Consider the following 16,742-nt stretch of genomic DNA (forward strand, 5'->3'; position numbering starts at 1 on the left):
TTAAACTTTCCAGAAAACGAAGATGCCCCAGCCGATAGACAGGAAAAGCGGCGTCCAAACGGGTTGTCCCACCAGTCCAAGCCAGGCGAGGAAGATATAGGCCGACCCCAACAGTGTGATGAACAGGCGATCGCCCAGCGTTGTGGTCAGGCCAAGCACTCCGCGCCGCTCGATCCCGTCGCGGAACTTGAAGCCTTCCAGTAGACCGATCAGAGCAATGGCCGAGAAGATGCCCGCAAACAGCGCCAGTGTTGCCGGGGTCCAGGCCATCCAGAAATCGGGCCAGAGGGGATCGGTCCAGGAAAAGCCCTTTTCCTCTTGCTGGCCGACATTGCCCCATCCGGCCTGTTGAGCAAAGGCCATGGTTGGAAGGAAGGGGAGGGTAAGAAGGAGTTTGCGCATATCGAACCTCACACACGTCCCATCGCGAAACCACGCGCGATGTAGTTGCGGACAAACCAGATGACGATGGCGCCGGGGATGATGGTCAGTGTTCCGGCAGCCGCCAGCAGGCCCAGTTCGTAACCGGCGCTGGAGGCGGTGCGGGTCATCACGGCGGCGATGGGTTTGGCCTCGACGGCCGTGAGGGTTTTGGCCAGCAGCATTTCCACCCATGAGAACATGAAGCAGAAGAACGCTGCAACGCCCACGCCCGCTTTGATGTTCGGCAAAAAGATCGTCACGAAGAAGCGCGGGAAAGAATAGCCGTCGACATAGGCCGTCTCGTCCAGTTCCTTTGGGATGCCGCGCATGAAGCCTTCCAAAATCCAAACCGCAAGAGGCACGTTGAAAAGCGTGTGTGCTAGCGCCACGGCCAGATAAGTGTCGAACAGGTGGATCGACGAGTAAAGCTGGAAGAACGGCAGCGCGAACACGGCTGCCGGGGCCATCCGGTTGGTCAGCAGCCAGAAGAACAGCTGCTTATCCCCCAGGAACCGATAGCGCGAGAACGCGTAGGCCGCAGGCAGCGCCACACAGACCGAAAGTACCGTGTTGATCGTCACGTAGATGATCGAGTTGATGTAGCCCCAGTACCACGTCGGGTCGGTGAAGATGGTGATGTAGTTCTCCAGCGTAAAGGTCTGGGGAAACAGAGAAAAGCCCGACAGAATCTCGTTCGTGGTCTTGAAGGACATCGCCACCAGCCAATAGATAGGCAGCATCAGGAACGCGATATAGAGGATCGGGATAAGGGACCGCTTCTTCATTGCGCGTCATCCTTTGTCATCAGAGTGTAGAAGACCCAGCTGACCAGCAGCGTGATGGCGAAGTAGATCAGGCTCATCGCGGCTGCGGGGCCAAGGTCGAACTGTCCCAGCGCGATCTTCACAAGGTCGATCGATAGCAAGGTGGTTGAGTTGCCGGGGCCACCGCCGGTCAGAACGAAGGGCTCGGTGTAGATGTTGAAACTGTCCATGAAGCGCAGCAGAACAGCGATGGTCAGGACAGTTTTCATCTTGGGCAGTTGGATATAGCGGAACACAGACCACGGGCTGGCACCGTCGATCTTCGCCGCCTGATAGTAGGCGTCCGGGATCGACACGAGCCCCGCATAGCACAGCAGCACCACCAGAGAAGTCCAGTGCCAGACATCCATGACGATGACCGTGACCCAGGCCGACAGCGGCTGTTGCGTCATGTCATAGTTGATGCCCAGAACGTCATTCAGGAAATAGCCCAACAGGCCGATCTTGGGCAGGGTGAAGATGTTCCACATCGAGCCGACCACGTTCCATGGGATCAGCATGGGTAGGGCCATCAGGACCAGACAAACTGGCACCCAGAACCCTTTGCGCGGCATCGACAGGGCAACGATGATGCCCAGCGGCACCTCGATCAGCAGGATCAGGAAGGTAAAGAGGAACTGCCGCCCCAGCGCGGCCTGAAACCGGTCAGAGCGCAGGATTTGTTCGAACCAACCCAACCCTTCCCAAAAAAACTGGTTGTTGCCAAAGGTTTCCTGAACCGAGTAGTTGACCACCGTCATCATCGGCACCAGTGCGTTGAACGCGACCAGCGCCAGCACGGGCAGGACAAAGAACCATGCTTTTTGGTTTTCCGTTCTCATTGCGCCCGCTCCTCGGTTGCGATCCAGCCGTCGCGATAGACGCGGGATTGTTCTGGATTGAATTGCAGGAAAACCTGCGAGCCCGGCTCTGGGACACTATGTTCGGTCACCGCCTTTAGCGCGGTGTTACCGACCATGGCGCTGACCACGTAGTGGCGGCCAATGTCTGAAACCTTGGTTACATGCGCCGGGATGCCGGTGTCGCCGAAACCCACATATTCTGGGCGGATGCCAAGATCGGTACGGCCCCCGTCCCCGTGGGTTGGGCCTTCCAGCATCACTTCATGGCCCTCAAACAAAGCCCGGTCGCCTCTGGCTTCGCAGGGGAGGACGTTCATGCCCGGGGAGCCGATGAAGTGGCCGACAAACGTGTGTTGAGGTCGCTCGAACAGTTCGACCGGCGTGCCGATCTGCACCACTTCACCTTCCTGCATCACGACCACTTCGTCCGCAAAAGTAAGCGCTTCGGTCTGGTCGTGGGTCACGTAGATCATCGTGGCTTTGACGCGTTGGTGCAGCTCCTTCAGCTTGGATCGCAGCTTCCACTTCAGATGCGGGTCGATCACTGTCAGCGGCTCATCAAACATCACCGCGTTCACATCGTCGCGGACCAGACCGCGCCCCATTGAGATCTTCTGCTTGTTTTCCGGGCTCAAACCCGAGGCACGGGTGCCTAGCATATCCGTAACGTCCAGCATCTCGGCGATCTCATCGACGCGACGCTTGATCGTGGCAGCGTCGACGCCCCGGTTCTTTAGCGGAAACGCCAGATTTTCGCCCACGGTCATCGTGTCGTAGATCACCGGGAACTGGAACACCTGCGCGATGTTGCGCTGATCGGGGGGCAGGGCAGTGACGTCTTGACCATCGAACAGGATCTGCCCCTCAGAGGGGGTCAGCAGACCCGAGATAATGTTCAGCAACGTGGACTTGCCGCAGCCCGACGGGCCAAGCAGCGCATAGGCACCGCCATCGCGCCAGGTCACGTCGATTTCCTTCAGCGCATAGTCCTCGGGGCCTTTCGGCATGGGCATATAGCTGTGTCGCAGGTTCGAAAGCTTGATCTGAGCCATGTCAGTCCACCCTTTGGCCGTCTTGGCCGAAATACCGGCAATGCGCCGGGTTCATGTAGAAACTGTGGTCCTCGCCCACCTGATAGGGGTGGACGCCCGCAGCGAGCGACACCCATGCTTCGTCTCCATGTTGGAAATGCGCGCTGGAATCTGAACCCGACAGTTCTGTCACGATCACTCGGCCCGTGAGTTCCACGTCCGCGTCGGACGTGGGGAAGGGGGTAACGCGGTGTGGGCGCACAGCGACCATGTAATCGCCGTCGGCCATCTCGGTGACGGGCCAGCCGCCTCCGCCTGCCAATCGCGCCTGAGCGCCGGATACGGTGATACGAGCCACGTTGATCGGTGGGTCCGAGAAGACCCGTGCGGCGGCAATGTTTTCGGGATTGCGGTAGATGTCTGCGGTGGGGCCGAATTGTGTGACCCGGCCATCCTCCATGAGGGCAGTGTAGCCACCCAACAATAGGGCCTCTTCGGGTTCTGAAGTCGCGTAGACCACCACGGCCCCGCGACCTGCGAATAGGTCGGGCAATTGCTCGCGAAGTTCTTCGCGTAGTTTGTAATCAAGGTTGGCCAGCGGCTCATCAAGGAACACCGCGCGGCTTTCCTTGGCAATCGCGCGGGCCAGCGCCGTTCGCTGTTGTTGGCCACCCGAAAGCTCATGAGGGCGGCGGTGCAACATCGGGCGCAATTGCAGTAGGTCAGCGGCCTCTTCCACGCGGCCCTCGATTTCTGACTTCGCCATGCCCGCCACGCGCAGGGGTGAGGCGATGTTGTCGAAGACGGTCATATGCGGGTAGTTCACGAAGAACTGGTGAACCAGGCTGATCTGCCGCTTCTGCGTGTTCAGCCGTGTCACGTCCTGCCCATCCATAAAGACTTTGCCTGAGGCTATCGGGTCCAGCCCAGCCATCATCTTGATCAAAGAGGTCTTGCCCGACCCCGTCGCGCCCAGCAGCACATTAAAATGGCCGGTCTCCAGCGTGAGGTTCGTGGGTTTGATATGGATGACGTTACCGACCCGTTTGGTCGCGTCTTGTAATTCGATCATGTCCGTGAGTTCCGGTCCTTCAGTGCAAAGCACTGGCCTTTGGGGTGGGGATGCCTGAAGCGGCACCCCCGGTTGCGTTAGCTTATTGAGACTGCCAGCGCTGAACCAGTTCGTCGTAGTTGACGGTCTGGCCTTGCGGCTTTTCGTTCTCAAGCTTGGCCTTGGGCGAACCCGCTTTTTCCAGCCAGAAGGCAGGATCCTGCGGCTCGTTCAGACGCGGACCACAGCCACCATAGACACCGGCGCTTTCATCCGCGGCCTGCATGCGGGCCATGGTGATGTCCATCTCTTCGGCCAAACGATCCATCGCCTCTTGCGGGGTAAACGCGCCAGAGTTCACGTCACCGATTTGCTGCCACCAAATCTGGGCCAGCTTCGGATAATCCGGAACGTTGATACCGGTCGGCGACCATGCAACGCGATCAGGCGAGCGGTAGAACTCGACCAGACCACCCAGCTTGGGTGCGCGCTCGGTGAAGGACTCGTGGTTGACCGAGCTGTCGCGGATGAAGGTCAGACCCACATGGGACTTCTTCACGTCAACAGTCTTGGACGTCACGAATTGGGCATAGAGCCAAGCCGCCTGAGCACGATCCTCGGGGGTCGATTTAAGGAACGTCCACGAACCCACGTCTTGGTAACCAACCTTCTGACCTTCTTCCCAATAGGGGCCGTGCGGGCTGGGTGCCATCCGCCACAGAGGTGTGCCCTCGTCATCCACGGTGTTGTTGCCTTCGGACTTCGGCTTCACCATGTCGGCTGTAAAGGCGGTGTACCAGAAGATTTGCTGGGCCACGTTGCCTTGGCTGAGCGCCGGCAGCGACTGGTAGAAGTCATAAGACGCCGCACCCGGAGGCGCATAGTTCCGCAGCCATTCGTCCCACTTGCGGATCGCATAGACCGCGGCCGGACCGTTTGCAGCACCACCGCGCGAAACGGACGCACCAACAGGGTTACAGGTGCCCGCTTCCATGCGGATGCCCCATTCGTCGACGGGAACGCCGTTCGGTTCACCTACGTCACCGGCACCGGCCATCGACAGCCAGGCGTCGGTCATACGCCAGCCCAGGTCAGGCGCGCGCTTGCCGTAGTCCATGTGGCCATAGATCGCCACGCCGTCGATTTCCTTCACGTCGTTAGTGAAGAACTCGGCGATGTCCTCATAGGCCGACCAGTTGACTGGAACGCCCAGGTCATAGCCGTACTTCTCCTTGAACGCGGCCTTGTTGGCCTCATCATCGAACCAGTCCTTGCGGAACCAGTAGAGGTTCGCGAACTGCTGGTCAGGCAGCTGATACAGCTTGCCGTCGGGACCGGTCGTAAACTGAATGCCCATGAAGTCATCCAGATCCAGCGTCGGCGAAGTTGTAGCCGCCCAGTCGCCCGCCATCATATCGGTCAGCGGATAGGCCAATTGCAGGCGCGAGTGCGTGCCGATCAGGTCGCTGTCGTTGACGTATCCGTCATAAAGGTTCCGGCCAGTCTGCAGCTGTGTCTGAACGGCCTGAACCACTTCGCCTTCACCAAGGATCTGGTGATTTACCTTGATGCCGGTGATTTCCTCGAACGCCTTGGTCAGGACCTCGGATTCATACGAGTGGGTGGGGATGCCCTCGGACAGGACGTTAATCTCCATGCCAGCATAGGGTTGTGCAGCCTCGATGAACCACTTCATCTCACCCATCTGTTCGTCTTTCGACAGGGTAGATGGCTGGAATTCGTCGTCGATCCAACGTTGTGCTGCGGCTTCGTCGGCCCAAGCGGTACCGTGCCCCGCAATGACGGCAGCCGCCGCCACTGCGGAAAGTAGATGTCTCCGCATCTGTCTCCTCCCAAAGATTATGGTTTCCGGCGCGAACCGGATGGCGATAAGCATCAACGATTTTTTGCATATGTGTCAAACTAAATTTTTAGTAATTGAGTGTCTCGCCGGTTTTTGCGATCGGTTTTATCCTCGGTTGCCAATTTGTGAATTCGTTGTAAGCTACACCCACAATTGTAAAAAATGCCACCAGCAGCCGTGGCGACGATTAGCGAAAATCACTTGGACGTATGAGGATAGGCAATGTCCCAGAGTCTGTTGAAATACACGCGTGTACTGGAAATTGTGGGTGACACGATCAAGGTCAGGGTGCCGCTGGACGGGTCCGCAGACGCGGCGGTACGGTTCAACGATCTGGCGGTGATCGAGACGGTCGACGGCCATAAAACGCTGGCGCAGGCAATCTTCATCGACCGGGATGTGGTGACGCTGCAGGTGTTCTCGGGCACTAAGGGTATCTCGACCGAAGCGACCGCGACTTTCCTGGGGCATCCGATGCAGACGCCGTATTCGGCGAACATTCTGGGTCGTGTTTTTGACGGGGCGGGGGTGGCAATCGACGGCGGACCTGACCTGTCCTCAGAACCGCGGATTGATATCGGCGGCCCCACGGTGAATCCCGCGGAACGCGCGGTTCCGAATAAGATGATCCGCACCGATGTGCCGATGATCGACGTGTTCAATACGCTGGTCGAAAGTCAGAAGATTCCGATCTTTTCGGTCTCGGGCGAACCGTTCAACGCCTTTCTCAGCCGAATCGGTATTCAGGCGGATGCCGATATTGTGGTGTTCGGTGGTTTGGGGCTGATCTTCGACGACTACCACACCTTCCGCACGTCTTTTGAGGACGCGGGCGTGTTCTCGCGGACGGTGATGTTCGTCAATCAGGCGATGGACCCTCTGGTCGAGCGTTTGTTGGTGCCAGACATGGCGCTGGCCGTGGCCGAAAAATTTGCCGTGGAAGAGGGTAAGCGCGTGCTGGTCCTGCTGACGGATATGACGGCTTATGCAGACGCGATGAAAGAGGTCGGCATCAGTCAGGAACGGGTGCCCTCGCAGCGTGGTTATATGGGTGACCTCTATTCGCAACTGGCAAAGCGGTACGAAAAAGCCTGCGACTATGCCAAGGGGGGATCGGTCACCGTGTTGACCGTGACGACAATGCCGGGCAATGACGTGACCCATCCGGTGCCGGACAACACGGGCTATATCACCGAAGGCCAGTTTTATTTGCATTCCGGCGTGATCGACCCATTCGGCAGCCTGTCGCGCCTGAAGCAGAACGTGATCGGAAAGACCACGCGCGAAGATCACGGCCAGATAATGAATACGATGATCCGGTTTTACTCGGAAAGCCGGGATGCCGCGCAGAAGCAGGCGATGGCATTTGATCTGTCGGACTACGATCACCAGTTGCTGAAATTCGGCGCGCTGTTCCGCAAGCGGTTTATGGACATCAACGTCTCGATCCCGTTGGAAGAGGCGTTGGACTTGGGTTGGAAAACGCTGGCTGAGTGTTTTAAGCCCGAACAATTGCTGATGAAGCAGGCCTTGGTCGACAAATATTTCCCAAAGGATGCCGATGGCGCGGTTGCAGCTGAATAAATCGTCACTGGCGCGCCAGCAGACGCAGCTGAAAAGCTATGAACGGTTCCTGCCGTCGCTGGATCTGAAGCGCCAGCAATTGATGGCGGAACGGGTCAAAGCGCGCGAGGATGTGCGACGTCTGGAGGGTGAGGTAAAGGAACTCGCCCAACAGATCGGGGCCAGACTGCCGATGCTGGCGCAGCAGGGTGTTGACTTGGATGGGTTGGTCGAACTCAAGGATTACAAGGTCAAAGAGGTCAACGTCGTGGGCGTCAAGATGCCTGCGCTGGACCGGATCGAGGTTGCGGTGCGGCCTTACTCTCTGTTGGCTAAACCCCACTGGGTCGATGCCGCCGCGCAGATGTTGCACGACATGATCGAAGCGCGCTTGAGGGTTAAAGTGGCCGAGGAACGTGTGAAAATCTTCGATAAGGCCGTCGCTACGATCACTCAACGCGTCAACCTGTTTGAAAAGGTTCTGATCCCGCGGGCTAAAGCCAACATCAAGAAAATCCGCATCTATCTGAGCGATGAGCAAATGCAGTCTGTCGTGCGCTCGAAGATATCCAAGCGCAAACACGCGCAGGAGGCGGCGCCATGAGTGTCGCGCGGCTCAAGAAGCTGTCGCTAGTGGGGCGAGCGGCGCAGAAGACCGAGACGCTTGAGGCATTACAGGAGCTTGGCTGCATGCATGTCCTGCCCTTGGCCCCTCCGCCTGCTGAGCCGGAAAAGATCAGCGAGCGTGGTGCAAGAGATGCCTATAAGGCCTTGCGTTTCCTGACAGATGTGCCCGAACCGCGCCGCCAGACTCAGCGCGAGCTGGACTTCGAAATGGAGCAGTTCGTCAAGGATGTGCTGGACCTGATGCAGCGCACGCGCGACATGACGGACAGGCGGGACTTTCTGGCTCATCGAATTGTTCAGGTGCGACCTTGGGGTGATTTGGATTTCCCTCCTGACGATGCGCTGGCCGGAAACAGACTGTGGTTCTATCAACTGCCGCTGAAACATCGCAATGCGTTAGAGGCGCTAACGCTGCCCTGGGCCATTCTGGAACAGGATCACCGTTTCGTTTATGCCGTTCTGATCGCGCCCGACGAACCTGCGGACGACATTCTGCCGGTACCTCGAACGCATACGGGTTCGCTGCCCATTCACGAGCTCGAGGCGCAGTTAGAAGAGGCAGAGATTGCCATAGAAGCGCTGGAGGCCGAGCGGGTCGCGCAGACGCGATACCTGACACTTATGCGGTGCAACCTGTCGGTGGCGGAAAGTGCTGCGGAACTGGCCCATGCGACCCAGAAGGTACGAGACGAACAAGCGATGTTCGCCCTACAAGGGTGGGTGCCCGAGGACCGTATCAAAGCAGTTCTCGACATGGCGCAAGCCAAAGATGCGGCTGTTCTGATCGAAGATCCGGGTCCTGATGACTCACCACCCACGTTGCTGGAGCAACCAGAAAAACGCAGTGCTGCCGTGGACTTGGCGCTGTTTTATCAAGTGCCCGGCTACAAGGACTGGGACCCGAGTGTGATCGTCGCAGCCTCCTTTGCGTTCTTCTTTGCAATGATTGTGGCCGACGCGGGTTACGGCGCTGTAATACTGCTGGGTCTGCTTCTGTTCTGGAAACGCATGGACGGGAGCGTCGAGCAACGCTCATGGCGCCGTTACGGGCTGGTCATCTCAGGTGCGACGATTCTGTATGGCGTTCTGGTGGGCAGCTATTTTGGTGTGTCACCGCCCGAAGGGACGCTCTTTGCAAAGACCAAAATCCTCGATCTGAACAATTTTGGGGCCATGATGATGATCTCGATTGTCGTGGGCGTTTTGCATCTGGTTCTCGCCAATGCTCTGGCTGCGCGTGCCGCTTGGGGGCAACGCAAGGCTATTGCAAATATGGGCTGGATCGCGGCGCTGATTGGCGGGTTTGTCTTGTGGCTCGGCTACATGAAGGGAGATAGCCCAACGCCGGGCGCAGCGATCCTCGGCGTGGGCGTTGTGGCCATCCTATTGTTTTCCAGCGAACGGCAGATCAAAAAGCCAACTGATTGGCTGTGGCGTCTGATCGAAGGTATCCAGGCTCTGGCCGGGGCGATGGGCGCGTTCGGAGACGTACTGAGCTATATGCGCCTGTTCGCGCTTGGGCTGGCATCAGCCTCGCTGGCGATCACGTTCAACGATCTGGCGGTATCAGTGATGCACGCTTTGAAGGGGCCAGGCATCCTGTTCGCGCTGCTGATCCTTATCGTCGGCCATATCCTGAACTTCGCCCTCGCGTTGATGAGCGGCGTCGTCCACGGTTTGCGTCTCAATTACATCGAATTCTTTAAATGGGGTCTGCCGGACGAAGGCATCGTCTTTCGCCCGTTCGCCCGCAAGGAGGTTCAGGAATGAATGAGCTTGTTCTGACATTGGGTTGGCTGGGTATATATGCCCCCATGGCACTAGGCGCAGCCGCGAGCGCCATCGGCTGTTCGATTGCCGGGATGGCGAGCATCGGTGCCATGACTGAAACCGATGGTGGTTATGGTCGGTTCGTCGGCGTCTCGGCCTTTCCTTCGACCATGGTGATCTACGGCATTGTTATCATGTTCACGCTGAACCGTGACGTGACGCCCGAAAACGCAGGTGGACTGTTCGGGATCGGTATCCTGTCGGGCATCGCGTTGATGTATTGCGGTATCTGGCAGGGCCGGGCCTGTGCGGCGGCGATAAACGCGACCAAAGAGAAGCCAGAGATCTTCGGTCTGTCGCTGGCACCCGCCGCGATTATCGAAGGTTTCGGCGTCTTTGCATTCGTCTTCGCTCTGGTCATCAGCGCGGGGATTAGCTGATGGCACAGGATGGGATGATCTCACACGGTGTCGACGCGCTGATCGACAAGTTGCGGAGTGACGGAGTGGCCGCAGGGCAAGCCGATGCGGACAAGTTGCGTGCCGATGCCAAGGCCGAGGCCGCGAAGATTTTGGCCGATGCCAAACACGAAGCGGATGCATATCAAAAGAAGGCCCGCAGTGAGTCAGACAGTTATCGCGCAGCCGGAGAAGAGGCGCTCAACACAGCCATGCGCGATGCTGTTCTGACAATGAAGGCGGGGCTGACGGATCGGTTCCGCGAAGATGTCGAACGCCTTGTCACCAAGGAAATGGCTGAACCGGACCTGTTGAAACAAATGATCCTTGAGGTTGTGGGACGTGCGGCCGAGGGCGCAAATCTGGACGGCAAGATGCAGGTCATCCTGCCCGCCAAGGTCGCCACGCAAGAGGACATAAAGCAAAACGCCGATGACATCCAATCCGGCAAGCTGACCAAATACGTCCTGGGCCTGACCGCCGAAATGTTGCGTGAACAGGTGGAACTGCATGCCTCGGACGACGCGCAGGATGGTATTCGGGTCCGGGCCGAAGATCAGGGTGTGGTTCTGGATTTGACAGACAAGGCCGTCGCCTCACTGTTGATGGAACACTTGCAACCCCGTTTCCGCGCCGTGCTGGAAGGGGTGATCCGGTAACATGCCGGACCCCGACGCCTATATCGCGCTGATCAGCAGCCTGCCGGGCTCGGAACGATTGTTTGTCGCCAAACAGCCGCCTCTGTCCCGCTTGCGGCTGGATCGGCGACTGTCGGCGCTTACACCGGAAGATGCCCGTGTTTTGCAAGTGCTGGAGCACGCTCTTAACTGGAGCGACTATGACATGGACGTCACAGACGCGCAGGCCATTGAACGGTGCAAAGAGGCGTTGAAAAATATTCCGCAGCCGACTATGCGAAAGGTCTTCGTCGAAAGGATGGACCTGCGCACGGCCATAGCCGCGCTGCGTCTGCGTAAGCAGGGGGGAAGTCCCCCGGCCGGTACATTTGGAATGGGACGCTGGAGCAGTCATATCCCGGCCAGCTGGAGCGACCCGACCTTCAGGCTGGACGGGCCGATGCCGTGGATCAAAGAGGCCAAGCAATTGCTGGATGCCGAAGACCCTCTGGGGCTGGAACGGCTGCTTTTGTCGGTCAGCCACAAGCAACTGAAACGGCACGCTGCCCGCCACTATTTCGATTTCGAAGCCGTGGCGATCTATGTGCTGATCTGGAACATTTTCGACCGCTGGGCGCAAAGCAACGCGCAGGACGCGGCCACGAGATTTGAACATCTGGCGCAACAGGCCATGGCCGGTGCCGCCGAGATCGACTTTGACGGAGCATACACATGACAGCCCCAACCCCCGCCACACAGACCGCCACCGCCCGTGTCGTCTCGGTGCAAGAGGGGCTGGTGCAGATCCAAGCCAACCACGATGCTTCGGGCCAGCCCGGCCAACTGGTCAAGAACGAGGTCGTCTTCATCCTTCCCACACGTCCCGGTCCCGGTGGCCGTCAGGAGCGTCTGAAAGCCGAAGTGCTACGCGTGCGCGGCGATACGGCGGACGTGCAGGTCTATGAAAGCACCGATGGTGTAGCAGTGGGTGACCCGGTGGAACAGTCGGGGCAATTACTGTCGGTTGAACTGGGGCCGGGTCTGCTGGGGCAGGTGTTTGACGGCTTGCAATCGCCTCTGCCCAAGGTGGCGGCTGAGTTTGGCACCTTCCTGCCACGCGGGGCGGACGTGGCGCCGTTGGATGAGCAGGCGAAGTGGTCGTTCACGCCCTCGGTCAAGGTTGGGGATACTGTCACTGCAGGCGACAGTATCGGGACGGTGCCCGAGGGGCATTTCAACCACAAGATCATGCTGCCCTTCAATTGGGTCGGCGACTACAAGGTCGTATGGGTCCAGAAGGGGGCCGCCACCATCCACGACATCGTGGCACGGCTTGAGGACGCGCAGGGCGGAGAGCATACTCTGACCCTGTCGCAGAAATGGCCGGTGCGGCGGCCTCTGCCCGAGAATATTCTGAAACGCGCGCTGTCTGAACGGTTGTATCCAACCGAGCCGGTTCTGACATCGCAGCGCCTGATCGACACGTTCTTCCCCATCGCGCGCGGGGGTACGGCCTGTATTCCGGGGCCGTTCGGGGCGGGCAAAACAGTGCTGCAAAACCTGATCGCGCGGAACGCAAAGGTGGACATCGTGATCGTCGTGGCCTGCGGAGAACGTGCGGGTGAAGTCGTTGAAACGATTCACGAATTCCCCAAGATGACCGACCCGACAACGGGCGGAAGCCTGATGGATCGGACGATTATCATCTGCAATACGTCGTCTATGCCAGTCGCCGCGCGTGAGGCGTCGATCTTTACAGGCATCACGCTGGGCGAATATTACCGCCAGATGGGTTATGACGTGCTGCTGATCGCGGACAGCACCAGCCGCTGGGCGCAGGCAATGCGCGAAACCTCTGGCAAGCTTGAGGAAATCCCGGGCGAAGAGGGGTTCCCAGCCTATCTGGAAAGCTCGATCAAGGGCCTGTACGAGCGTGCCGGCGCGGTGAAAACGAATGACGGCGATCTGGGCAGTCTGACCCTGATTGGTACTGTCTCACCTGCGGGCGGCAACTTTGATGAGCCGGTCACGCAGTCGACCCTGTCGACCGTAAAATGCTTCCTCGGCCTGTCGTCCGAGCGCGCCTACAAGCGCTTTTACCCCGCCGTCGACCCGATGCTCAGTTGGTCGCGCTATACGGATCAGCTGTCAGACTGGTACGACAAAAACGCCGAACCCGGCTGGACAGGCAAGGTCCGTGACCTGCTGGACCTTATCGAAAAAGGCGAACAGGTCGATCAGATGATGCAGGTGACGGGCGAAGAAGGTGTCACCATCGACGACTTTGTCACCCAGCAAAAGGCGCTGTTCGTGGACATGGTTTATCTACAGCAGGACGCGTTCGACAAGGTGGATGCAACTGTTCCGCTTGAGCGTCAGAAGATGACGTTCAAGCTGGTCTACGAGGTAACCCAATCAACGGCCGCGTTCGCGGATAAGGCCGAAGTTCGGCAGGTGTTCACGCAGCTGACCGGTATGATGAAGAACTTCCACTATGCAGCGGAAAACACGCCGGAATTCAAATCCATCTGGGGGCAGATCACAGATCTGTGCCGCGACAAGTTCGGGATATGAGGAAAATGGCAGCCCGTAGGGGAATCGAACCCCTCTTTCCAGGTTGAAAACCTGGCGTCCTAACCGATAGACGAACGGGCCATTTGGTCCAAACAAGCACAAGTGGCAGCCCGTAGGGGAATCGAACCCCTCTTTCCAGGTTGAAAACCTGGCGTCCTAACCGATAGACGAACGGGCCACGCTGGCTTGTGGAGGGCCTTTTACGGTTTACCTCACCCCCCCGCAAGCCGAAAAATGCAGGGATGTGAAAGTTTTTTGTTGGGGCGGAAATCGGGGCTAAATAGCTTCTGCCGCGTCCTCAAGTCTCAGCTGTACGCTTTGACGTCCACCCCAGGTGTTGACCTCAAGTCGCCCGGCAAAATGAAAGCGCGCGCCGCCATGATTTGACAGCTTTTCACCCAGTGGACCGTCAAACGCGCCAAATGAGATCGCGTCCAGACCACCACCTACACCATCGGATAAAGACAGTTTCAGATGGGATTCTCCTACGCGTTTGGCAAACCGCACCTGCAGGTCAGGCAGGGCGTACCGCGGGGCAGGGGCGCTGGCCCCAAAAGGACCCGCCTTTTCGATCTGTTCTATCAGATCAACCGTGGCTGCGCCCGGCATCAGGGTACCTTCCAGCTTAAGATCGGCGGGCCCGCCTTCGCCCGCGCCCTGTTTAGCCAGCAATTCGCTGAGCCGTTCCATCGCGGGTTCCAGTTGGTCACGCATCACGGTCAAGCCCGCCGCCATCTTGTGACCGCCGCCTTTGACCAAAAGCCCTTCGGCCGCCAGCCGCTGGATGGAAGCGCCCAAATCAACGCCCGAGATCGAACGACCAGACCCTTTGCCCTCATCCCCGTCAAAACCGATGACAATCGCCGGGCGGTTCGCGCTTTCCTTCAACCGCGATGCCACAATGCCGACGACACCCGGATGCCAGCCTTCTCCCGCGGCCCAAACCAGCGGCGCGTCCAGACCCCGTTCCTCAGCCTGTTCCAGAGCCGCGGCACGTACGGCGTTTTCGATGTCTCGGCGCTCGGTGTTCAGCTCATCCAGCCTTTGCGACAATGCCTCGGCTTCGTGCATCGACTCGGTGCTGAGCAGGCGGGCACCCAGATCGGCCTGACCAATCCGCCCTCCGGCATTCACGCGCGGTCCAAGCAGAAACCCAAGGTGATAGCTGTTTGGTGCCGAATCCATCCGCGCAACATCTGACAGGGCCACCAAGCCCGGTCTTTGACGTTGTGCCATGACTTTCAACCCTTGCCGCACCAGCGCGCGATTGGCACCGATCAGCGGGGCAACATCGGCCACGGTCGCAAGTGCGACAAGGTCCAGTAGGCTGATCAGATCAGGGCCTTTTACACTTGCCTCACGTAGTTGCCGCCCGGCCTCTACAAGCATCAGAAACACTACCCCAGCGGCACAAAGATAGCCCAGATCGCCGCTCTCATCCTGCCGGTTGGGGTTCACGACGGCGGCGCAGTCGGGCAGGGTTTCACCGCCCAAGTGGTGATCCAGAACAATCACATCCGCGCCTTTGGCAGCAGCAATGGGCTCATGGCTCAGCGTTCCACAATCGACGCAAATAATCAGATCGTGGTTGGCTGCCAATTCCTGCATGGCAGGGACGTTGGGGCCATAGCCTTCGTCAATCCTGTCGGGCACATACAAGGTCGCCTGTAAACCCATCTGCCGTAGCCAAACAAGCAACAGAGCCGCAGAACTGCCGCCATCCACATCGTAATCTGCGAATACAGCGATCCGTTGTTTGTTCCGGACAGCGGACAAGAAACGGGTGGCGGCCTTTTCCATATCCTTCATCGCACGCGGATCGGGCAGCAGCTCCTTTAACTTTGGGTCCAGAAAACCCGGCGCCTCTATCGCCGGAACTCCCCTGCGGGCCAAAACCTGACACACGGCCCGAGGCAGCCCCGCCTGTTGCACCAGCATTTCCGTGGCACGCTCGGTTTCCGCCGAAGGACCAACCCAACGCCGTCCATTCAATGATTGCTCAACGCCCAGAAAACTCAATGCTCTGCCTCCATAGACCAAGGCCGGACCCTTTCGGACCCGGCCTCTTCATCTTTTCACAAATACTCGCGCCGAAGCCAGCGGCGCAAGCCGCTTATGCTTCGTTGTGCGGCCACATCGGTGTGCGGTAAGACATGCGACGAACCGAGCCGGTTTTCGACCGCATCAACAGCGTAGTCGTCTCAACCCAACCGGGCTCACGCTTGATGCGCGGCAATAGCGAGCCGCCGGTGACGCCAGTCGCTGCAAAGATCACATCTGCGGTGACCATCTCGTCCCGCGAATACACTCGATCCAGATCCGTGATGCCCGCCTTGGCGGCACGACCGCGTTCGTCGTCATTGCGGAACAGCAGGCGACCAAAGATCTGTCCACCCATGCATTTCAGCGCAGCGGCAGCCAGAACGCCCTCGGGTGCGCCGCCTTGACCCATGTACATATCAATACCGGTTTCTTCGCTTTCGGCACAATGCATCACACCGGCCACATCACCATCGGTGATCAAGCGGATCGAAGCGCCGGTCTCGCGTACTTCCGCGATCATCGCTTCGTGACGAGGGCGTTCCAGAATGCAAACCGTAATATCAGCGGGTTCGCAGCCCTTGGCCTTGGCCAAGGCCTCAACACGTTCGCGCGGCGTCATGTCCAGATTAACAATGCCGTCAGCAAAGCCAGGCCCAATCGCAAGCTTGTCCATATACACGTCAGGTGCATGCAGCATCGAACCGCGCGGCCCCATGGCAATCACGGTTAGTGCGTTGGGCATGTCTTTGGCGGTCAGCGTGGTGCCTTCCAGCGGGTCCAATGCGATATCAACGCCGGGGCCGTTACCTGTGCCAACCTCTTCGCCGATATACAGCATCGGCGCTTCGTCGCGCTCGCCTTCGCCGATGACCACGACGCCCGCAATGTCCAGCAGGTTCAGCTGTTCACGCATCGCGTTCACGGCGGCCTGATCGGCGGCCTTTTCGTCGCCACGACCAACAAGAGAGGCCGAAGCCAATGCGGCCTGTTCTGCCACCCGTGCAAGGCCCAGAGACAATAGGCGGTCGTTGAAATCTACTTTGGCAGCACTCATG

The 16,742-nt window shown here is 58.8% G+C and carries 15 protein-coding genes and 2 tRNA genes; 7 read left to right on the forward strand and 10 right to left on the reverse strand.

Annotated elements, in window-relative coordinates; genetic code table 11:
• From ACR0LN_RS00575 to ACR0LN_RS00600, 6 genes are all read right to left on the reverse strand, one after another.
• Complete coding sequence (locus ACR0LN_RS00575; RefSeq protein ID WP_480427677.1) at positions 1 to 270, reverse strand: DUF2160 domain-containing protein; 270 nt, start codon at positions 268 to 270, stop codon at positions 1 to 3.
• 140 nt (positions 271 to 410) lie between these two features.
• Positions 411 to 1,208, reverse strand: coding sequence for a carbohydrate ABC transporter permease (locus tag ACR0LN_RS00580; protein ID WP_058280831.1), 798 nt, complete (start codon positions 1,206 to 1,208; stop codon positions 411 to 413).
• Positions 1,205 to 2,068, reverse strand: a complete 864-nt coding sequence (locus ACR0LN_RS00585) for a carbohydrate ABC transporter permease (protein WP_480426948.1) — start codon at positions 2,066 to 2,068, stop codon at positions 1,205 to 1,207. Before ACR0LN_RS00585 ends, ACR0LN_RS00580 begins: the two co-directional genes overlap by 4 nt.
• The gene (locus ACR0LN_RS00590; protein WP_480426950.1) at positions 2,065 to 3,141 is read right to left on the reverse strand and encodes an ABC transporter ATP-binding protein; all 1,077 of its coding nucleotides are present in this window, start codon (positions 3,139 to 3,141) and stop codon (positions 2,065 to 2,067) included. Before ACR0LN_RS00590 ends, ACR0LN_RS00585 begins: the two co-directional genes overlap by 4 nt.
• 1 nt (position 3,142) lies before the next feature.
• Positions 3,143 to 4,192, reverse strand: a complete 1,050-nt coding sequence (locus tag ACR0LN_RS00595; RefSeq protein ID WP_480426952.1) for an ABC transporter ATP-binding protein — start codon at positions 4,190 to 4,192, stop codon at positions 3,143 to 3,145.
• 82 nt (positions 4,193 to 4,274) lie between these two features.
• Positions 4,275 to 6,014: an ABC transporter substrate-binding protein gene (locus ACR0LN_RS00600; RefSeq protein ID WP_480426954.1), complete on the reverse strand. Its 1,740-nt coding sequence runs from the start codon at positions 6,012 to 6,014 to the stop codon at positions 4,275 to 4,277.
• A gap of 243 nt (positions 6,015 to 6,257) precedes the next feature.
• Here ACR0LN_RS00600 and ACR0LN_RS00605 point away from each other — a divergent pair, with 243 nt between their 5' ends.
• From ACR0LN_RS00605 to ACR0LN_RS00635, 7 genes are read left to right on the forward strand one after another with little or no spacing between them, the layout of a single operon-like run.
• On the forward strand, positions 6,258 to 7,619 hold the full coding sequence (locus ACR0LN_RS00605) for a V-type ATP synthase subunit B (protein WP_480426955.1): 1,362 nt from the start codon (positions 6,258 to 6,260) through the stop codon (positions 7,617 to 7,619).
• Positions 7,597 to 8,202, forward strand: a complete 606-nt coding sequence (locus ACR0LN_RS00610) for a V-type ATP synthase subunit D (RefSeq protein ID WP_480426957.1) — start codon at positions 7,597 to 7,599, stop codon at positions 8,200 to 8,202. Before ACR0LN_RS00605 ends, ACR0LN_RS00610 begins: the two co-directional genes overlap by 23 nt.
• Complete coding sequence (locus tag ACR0LN_RS00615; RefSeq protein WP_480426958.1) at positions 8,199 to 9,995, forward strand: V-type ATP synthase subunit I; 1,797 nt, start codon at positions 8,199 to 8,201, stop codon at positions 9,993 to 9,995. Before ACR0LN_RS00610 ends, ACR0LN_RS00615 begins: the two co-directional genes overlap by 4 nt.
• Complete coding sequence (locus tag ACR0LN_RS00620; protein ID WP_170486813.1) at positions 9,992 to 10,435, forward strand: ATP synthase subunit C; 444 nt, start codon at positions 9,992 to 9,994, stop codon at positions 10,433 to 10,435. Before ACR0LN_RS00615 ends, ACR0LN_RS00620 begins: the two co-directional genes overlap by 4 nt.
• A complete protein-coding gene (locus tag ACR0LN_RS00625) occupies positions 10,435 to 11,112 on the forward strand; it encodes a hypothetical protein (RefSeq protein WP_480426960.1) in 678 nt (225 codons plus the stop codon). The genes ACR0LN_RS00620 and ACR0LN_RS00625 overlap by 1 nt, the downstream gene beginning before the upstream one ends.
• A 1-nt stretch (position 11,113) precedes the next feature.
• Positions 11,114 to 11,806, forward strand: coding sequence for a hypothetical protein (locus tag ACR0LN_RS00630; protein WP_480426962.1), 693 nt, complete (start codon positions 11,114 to 11,116; stop codon positions 11,804 to 11,806).
• The gene (locus ACR0LN_RS00635; RefSeq protein WP_480426964.1) at positions 11,803 to 13,644 is read left to right on the forward strand and encodes a V-type ATP synthase subunit A; all 1,842 of its coding nucleotides are present in this window, start codon (positions 11,803 to 11,805) and stop codon (positions 13,642 to 13,644) included. The genes ACR0LN_RS00630 and ACR0LN_RS00635 overlap by 4 nt, the downstream gene beginning before the upstream one ends.
• A 6-nt stretch (positions 13,645 to 13,650) precedes the next feature.
• On the opposite strand, the gene ACR0LN_RS00640 is transcribed toward ACR0LN_RS00635, so the two are convergent.
• From ACR0LN_RS00640 to glpX, 4 genes are all read right to left on the reverse strand, one after another.
• A tRNA-Glu gene (locus ACR0LN_RS00640) sits at positions 13,651 to 13,725 on the reverse strand.
• Positions 13,726 to 13,747: 22 nt separating this feature from the next.
• Positions 13,748 to 13,822: transfer RNA gene (locus tag ACR0LN_RS00645), tRNA-Glu, on the reverse strand.
• Positions 13,823 to 13,920: 98 nt separating this feature from the next.
• Positions 13,921 to 15,663 carry a single-stranded-DNA-specific exonuclease RecJ gene (recJ, locus tag ACR0LN_RS00650; RefSeq protein ID WP_480426965.1) on the reverse strand — a complete coding sequence of 581 codons (1,743 nt, stop codon included), beginning with the start codon at positions 15,661 to 15,663 and terminating at the stop codon, positions 13,921 to 13,923.
• A 94-nt stretch (positions 15,664 to 15,757) separates the two neighbouring features.
• Entirely contained in the window at positions 15,758 to 16,741 is a 984-nt protein-coding gene (gene glpX / locus ACR0LN_RS00655) for a class II fructose-bisphosphatase (RefSeq protein WP_480426967.1), read from the reverse strand.
• Position 16,742: the final 1 nt, after the last annotated feature.

The organism is Ruegeria sp. AA6 (assembly GCF_056542865.1).

Excerpts from the sequence above, each read along its gene's own strand:
- ACR0LN_RS00625 (WP_480426960.1), top strand. The coding sequence starts at position 10,435 with ATGGCACAGGATGGGATGATCTCACACGGTGTCGACGCGCTGATCGAC.
- ACR0LN_RS00615 (WP_480426958.1), top strand. The coding sequence starts at position 8,199 with ATGAGTGTCGCGCGGCTCAAGAAGCTGTCGCTAGTGGGGCGAGCGGCG.
- ACR0LN_RS00605 (WP_480426955.1), top strand. The coding sequence starts at position 6,258 with ATGTCCCAGAGTCTGTTGAAATACACGCGTGTACTGGAAATTGTGGGT.
- ACR0LN_RS00585 (WP_480426948.1), bottom strand. The coding sequence starts at position 2,068 with ATGAGAACGGAAAACCAAAAAGCATGGTTCTTTGTCCTGCCCGTGCTG.
- ACR0LN_RS00595 (WP_480426952.1), bottom strand. The coding sequence starts at position 4,192 with ATGATCGAATTACAAGACGCGACCAAACGGGTCGGTAACGTCATCCAT.
- ACR0LN_RS00590 (WP_480426950.1), bottom strand. The coding sequence starts at position 3,141 with ATGGCTCAGATCAAGCTTTCGAACCTGCGACACAGCTATATGCCCATG.
- ACR0LN_RS00610 (WP_480426957.1), top strand. The coding sequence starts at position 7,597 with ATGGCGCGGTTGCAGCTGAATAAATCGTCACTGGCGCGCCAGCAGACG.
- ACR0LN_RS00575 (WP_480427677.1), bottom strand. The coding sequence starts at position 270 with ATGGCCTGGACCCCGGCAACACTGGCGCTGTTTGCGGGCATCTTCTCG.
- ACR0LN_RS00635 (WP_480426964.1), top strand. The coding sequence starts at position 11,803 with ATGACAGCCCCAACCCCCGCCACACAGACCGCCACCGCCCGTGTCGTC.
- ACR0LN_RS00580 (WP_058280831.1), bottom strand. The coding sequence starts at position 1,208 with ATGAAGAAGCGGTCCCTTATCCCGATCCTCTATATCGCGTTCCTGATG.
- ACR0LN_RS00630 (WP_480426962.1), top strand. The coding sequence starts at position 11,114 with ATGCCGGACCCCGACGCCTATATCGCGCTGATCAGCAGCCTGCCGGGC.
- ACR0LN_RS00620 (WP_170486813.1), top strand. The coding sequence starts at position 9,992 with ATGAATGAGCTTGTTCTGACATTGGGTTGGCTGGGTATATATGCCCCC.
- glpX (WP_480426967.1), bottom strand. The coding sequence starts at position 16,741 with ATGAGTGCTGCCAAAGTAGATTTCAACGACCGCCTATTGTCTCTGGGC.
- ACR0LN_RS00600 (WP_480426954.1), bottom strand. The coding sequence starts at position 6,014 with ATGCGGAGACATCTACTTTCCGCAGTGGCGGCGGCTGCCGTCATTGCG.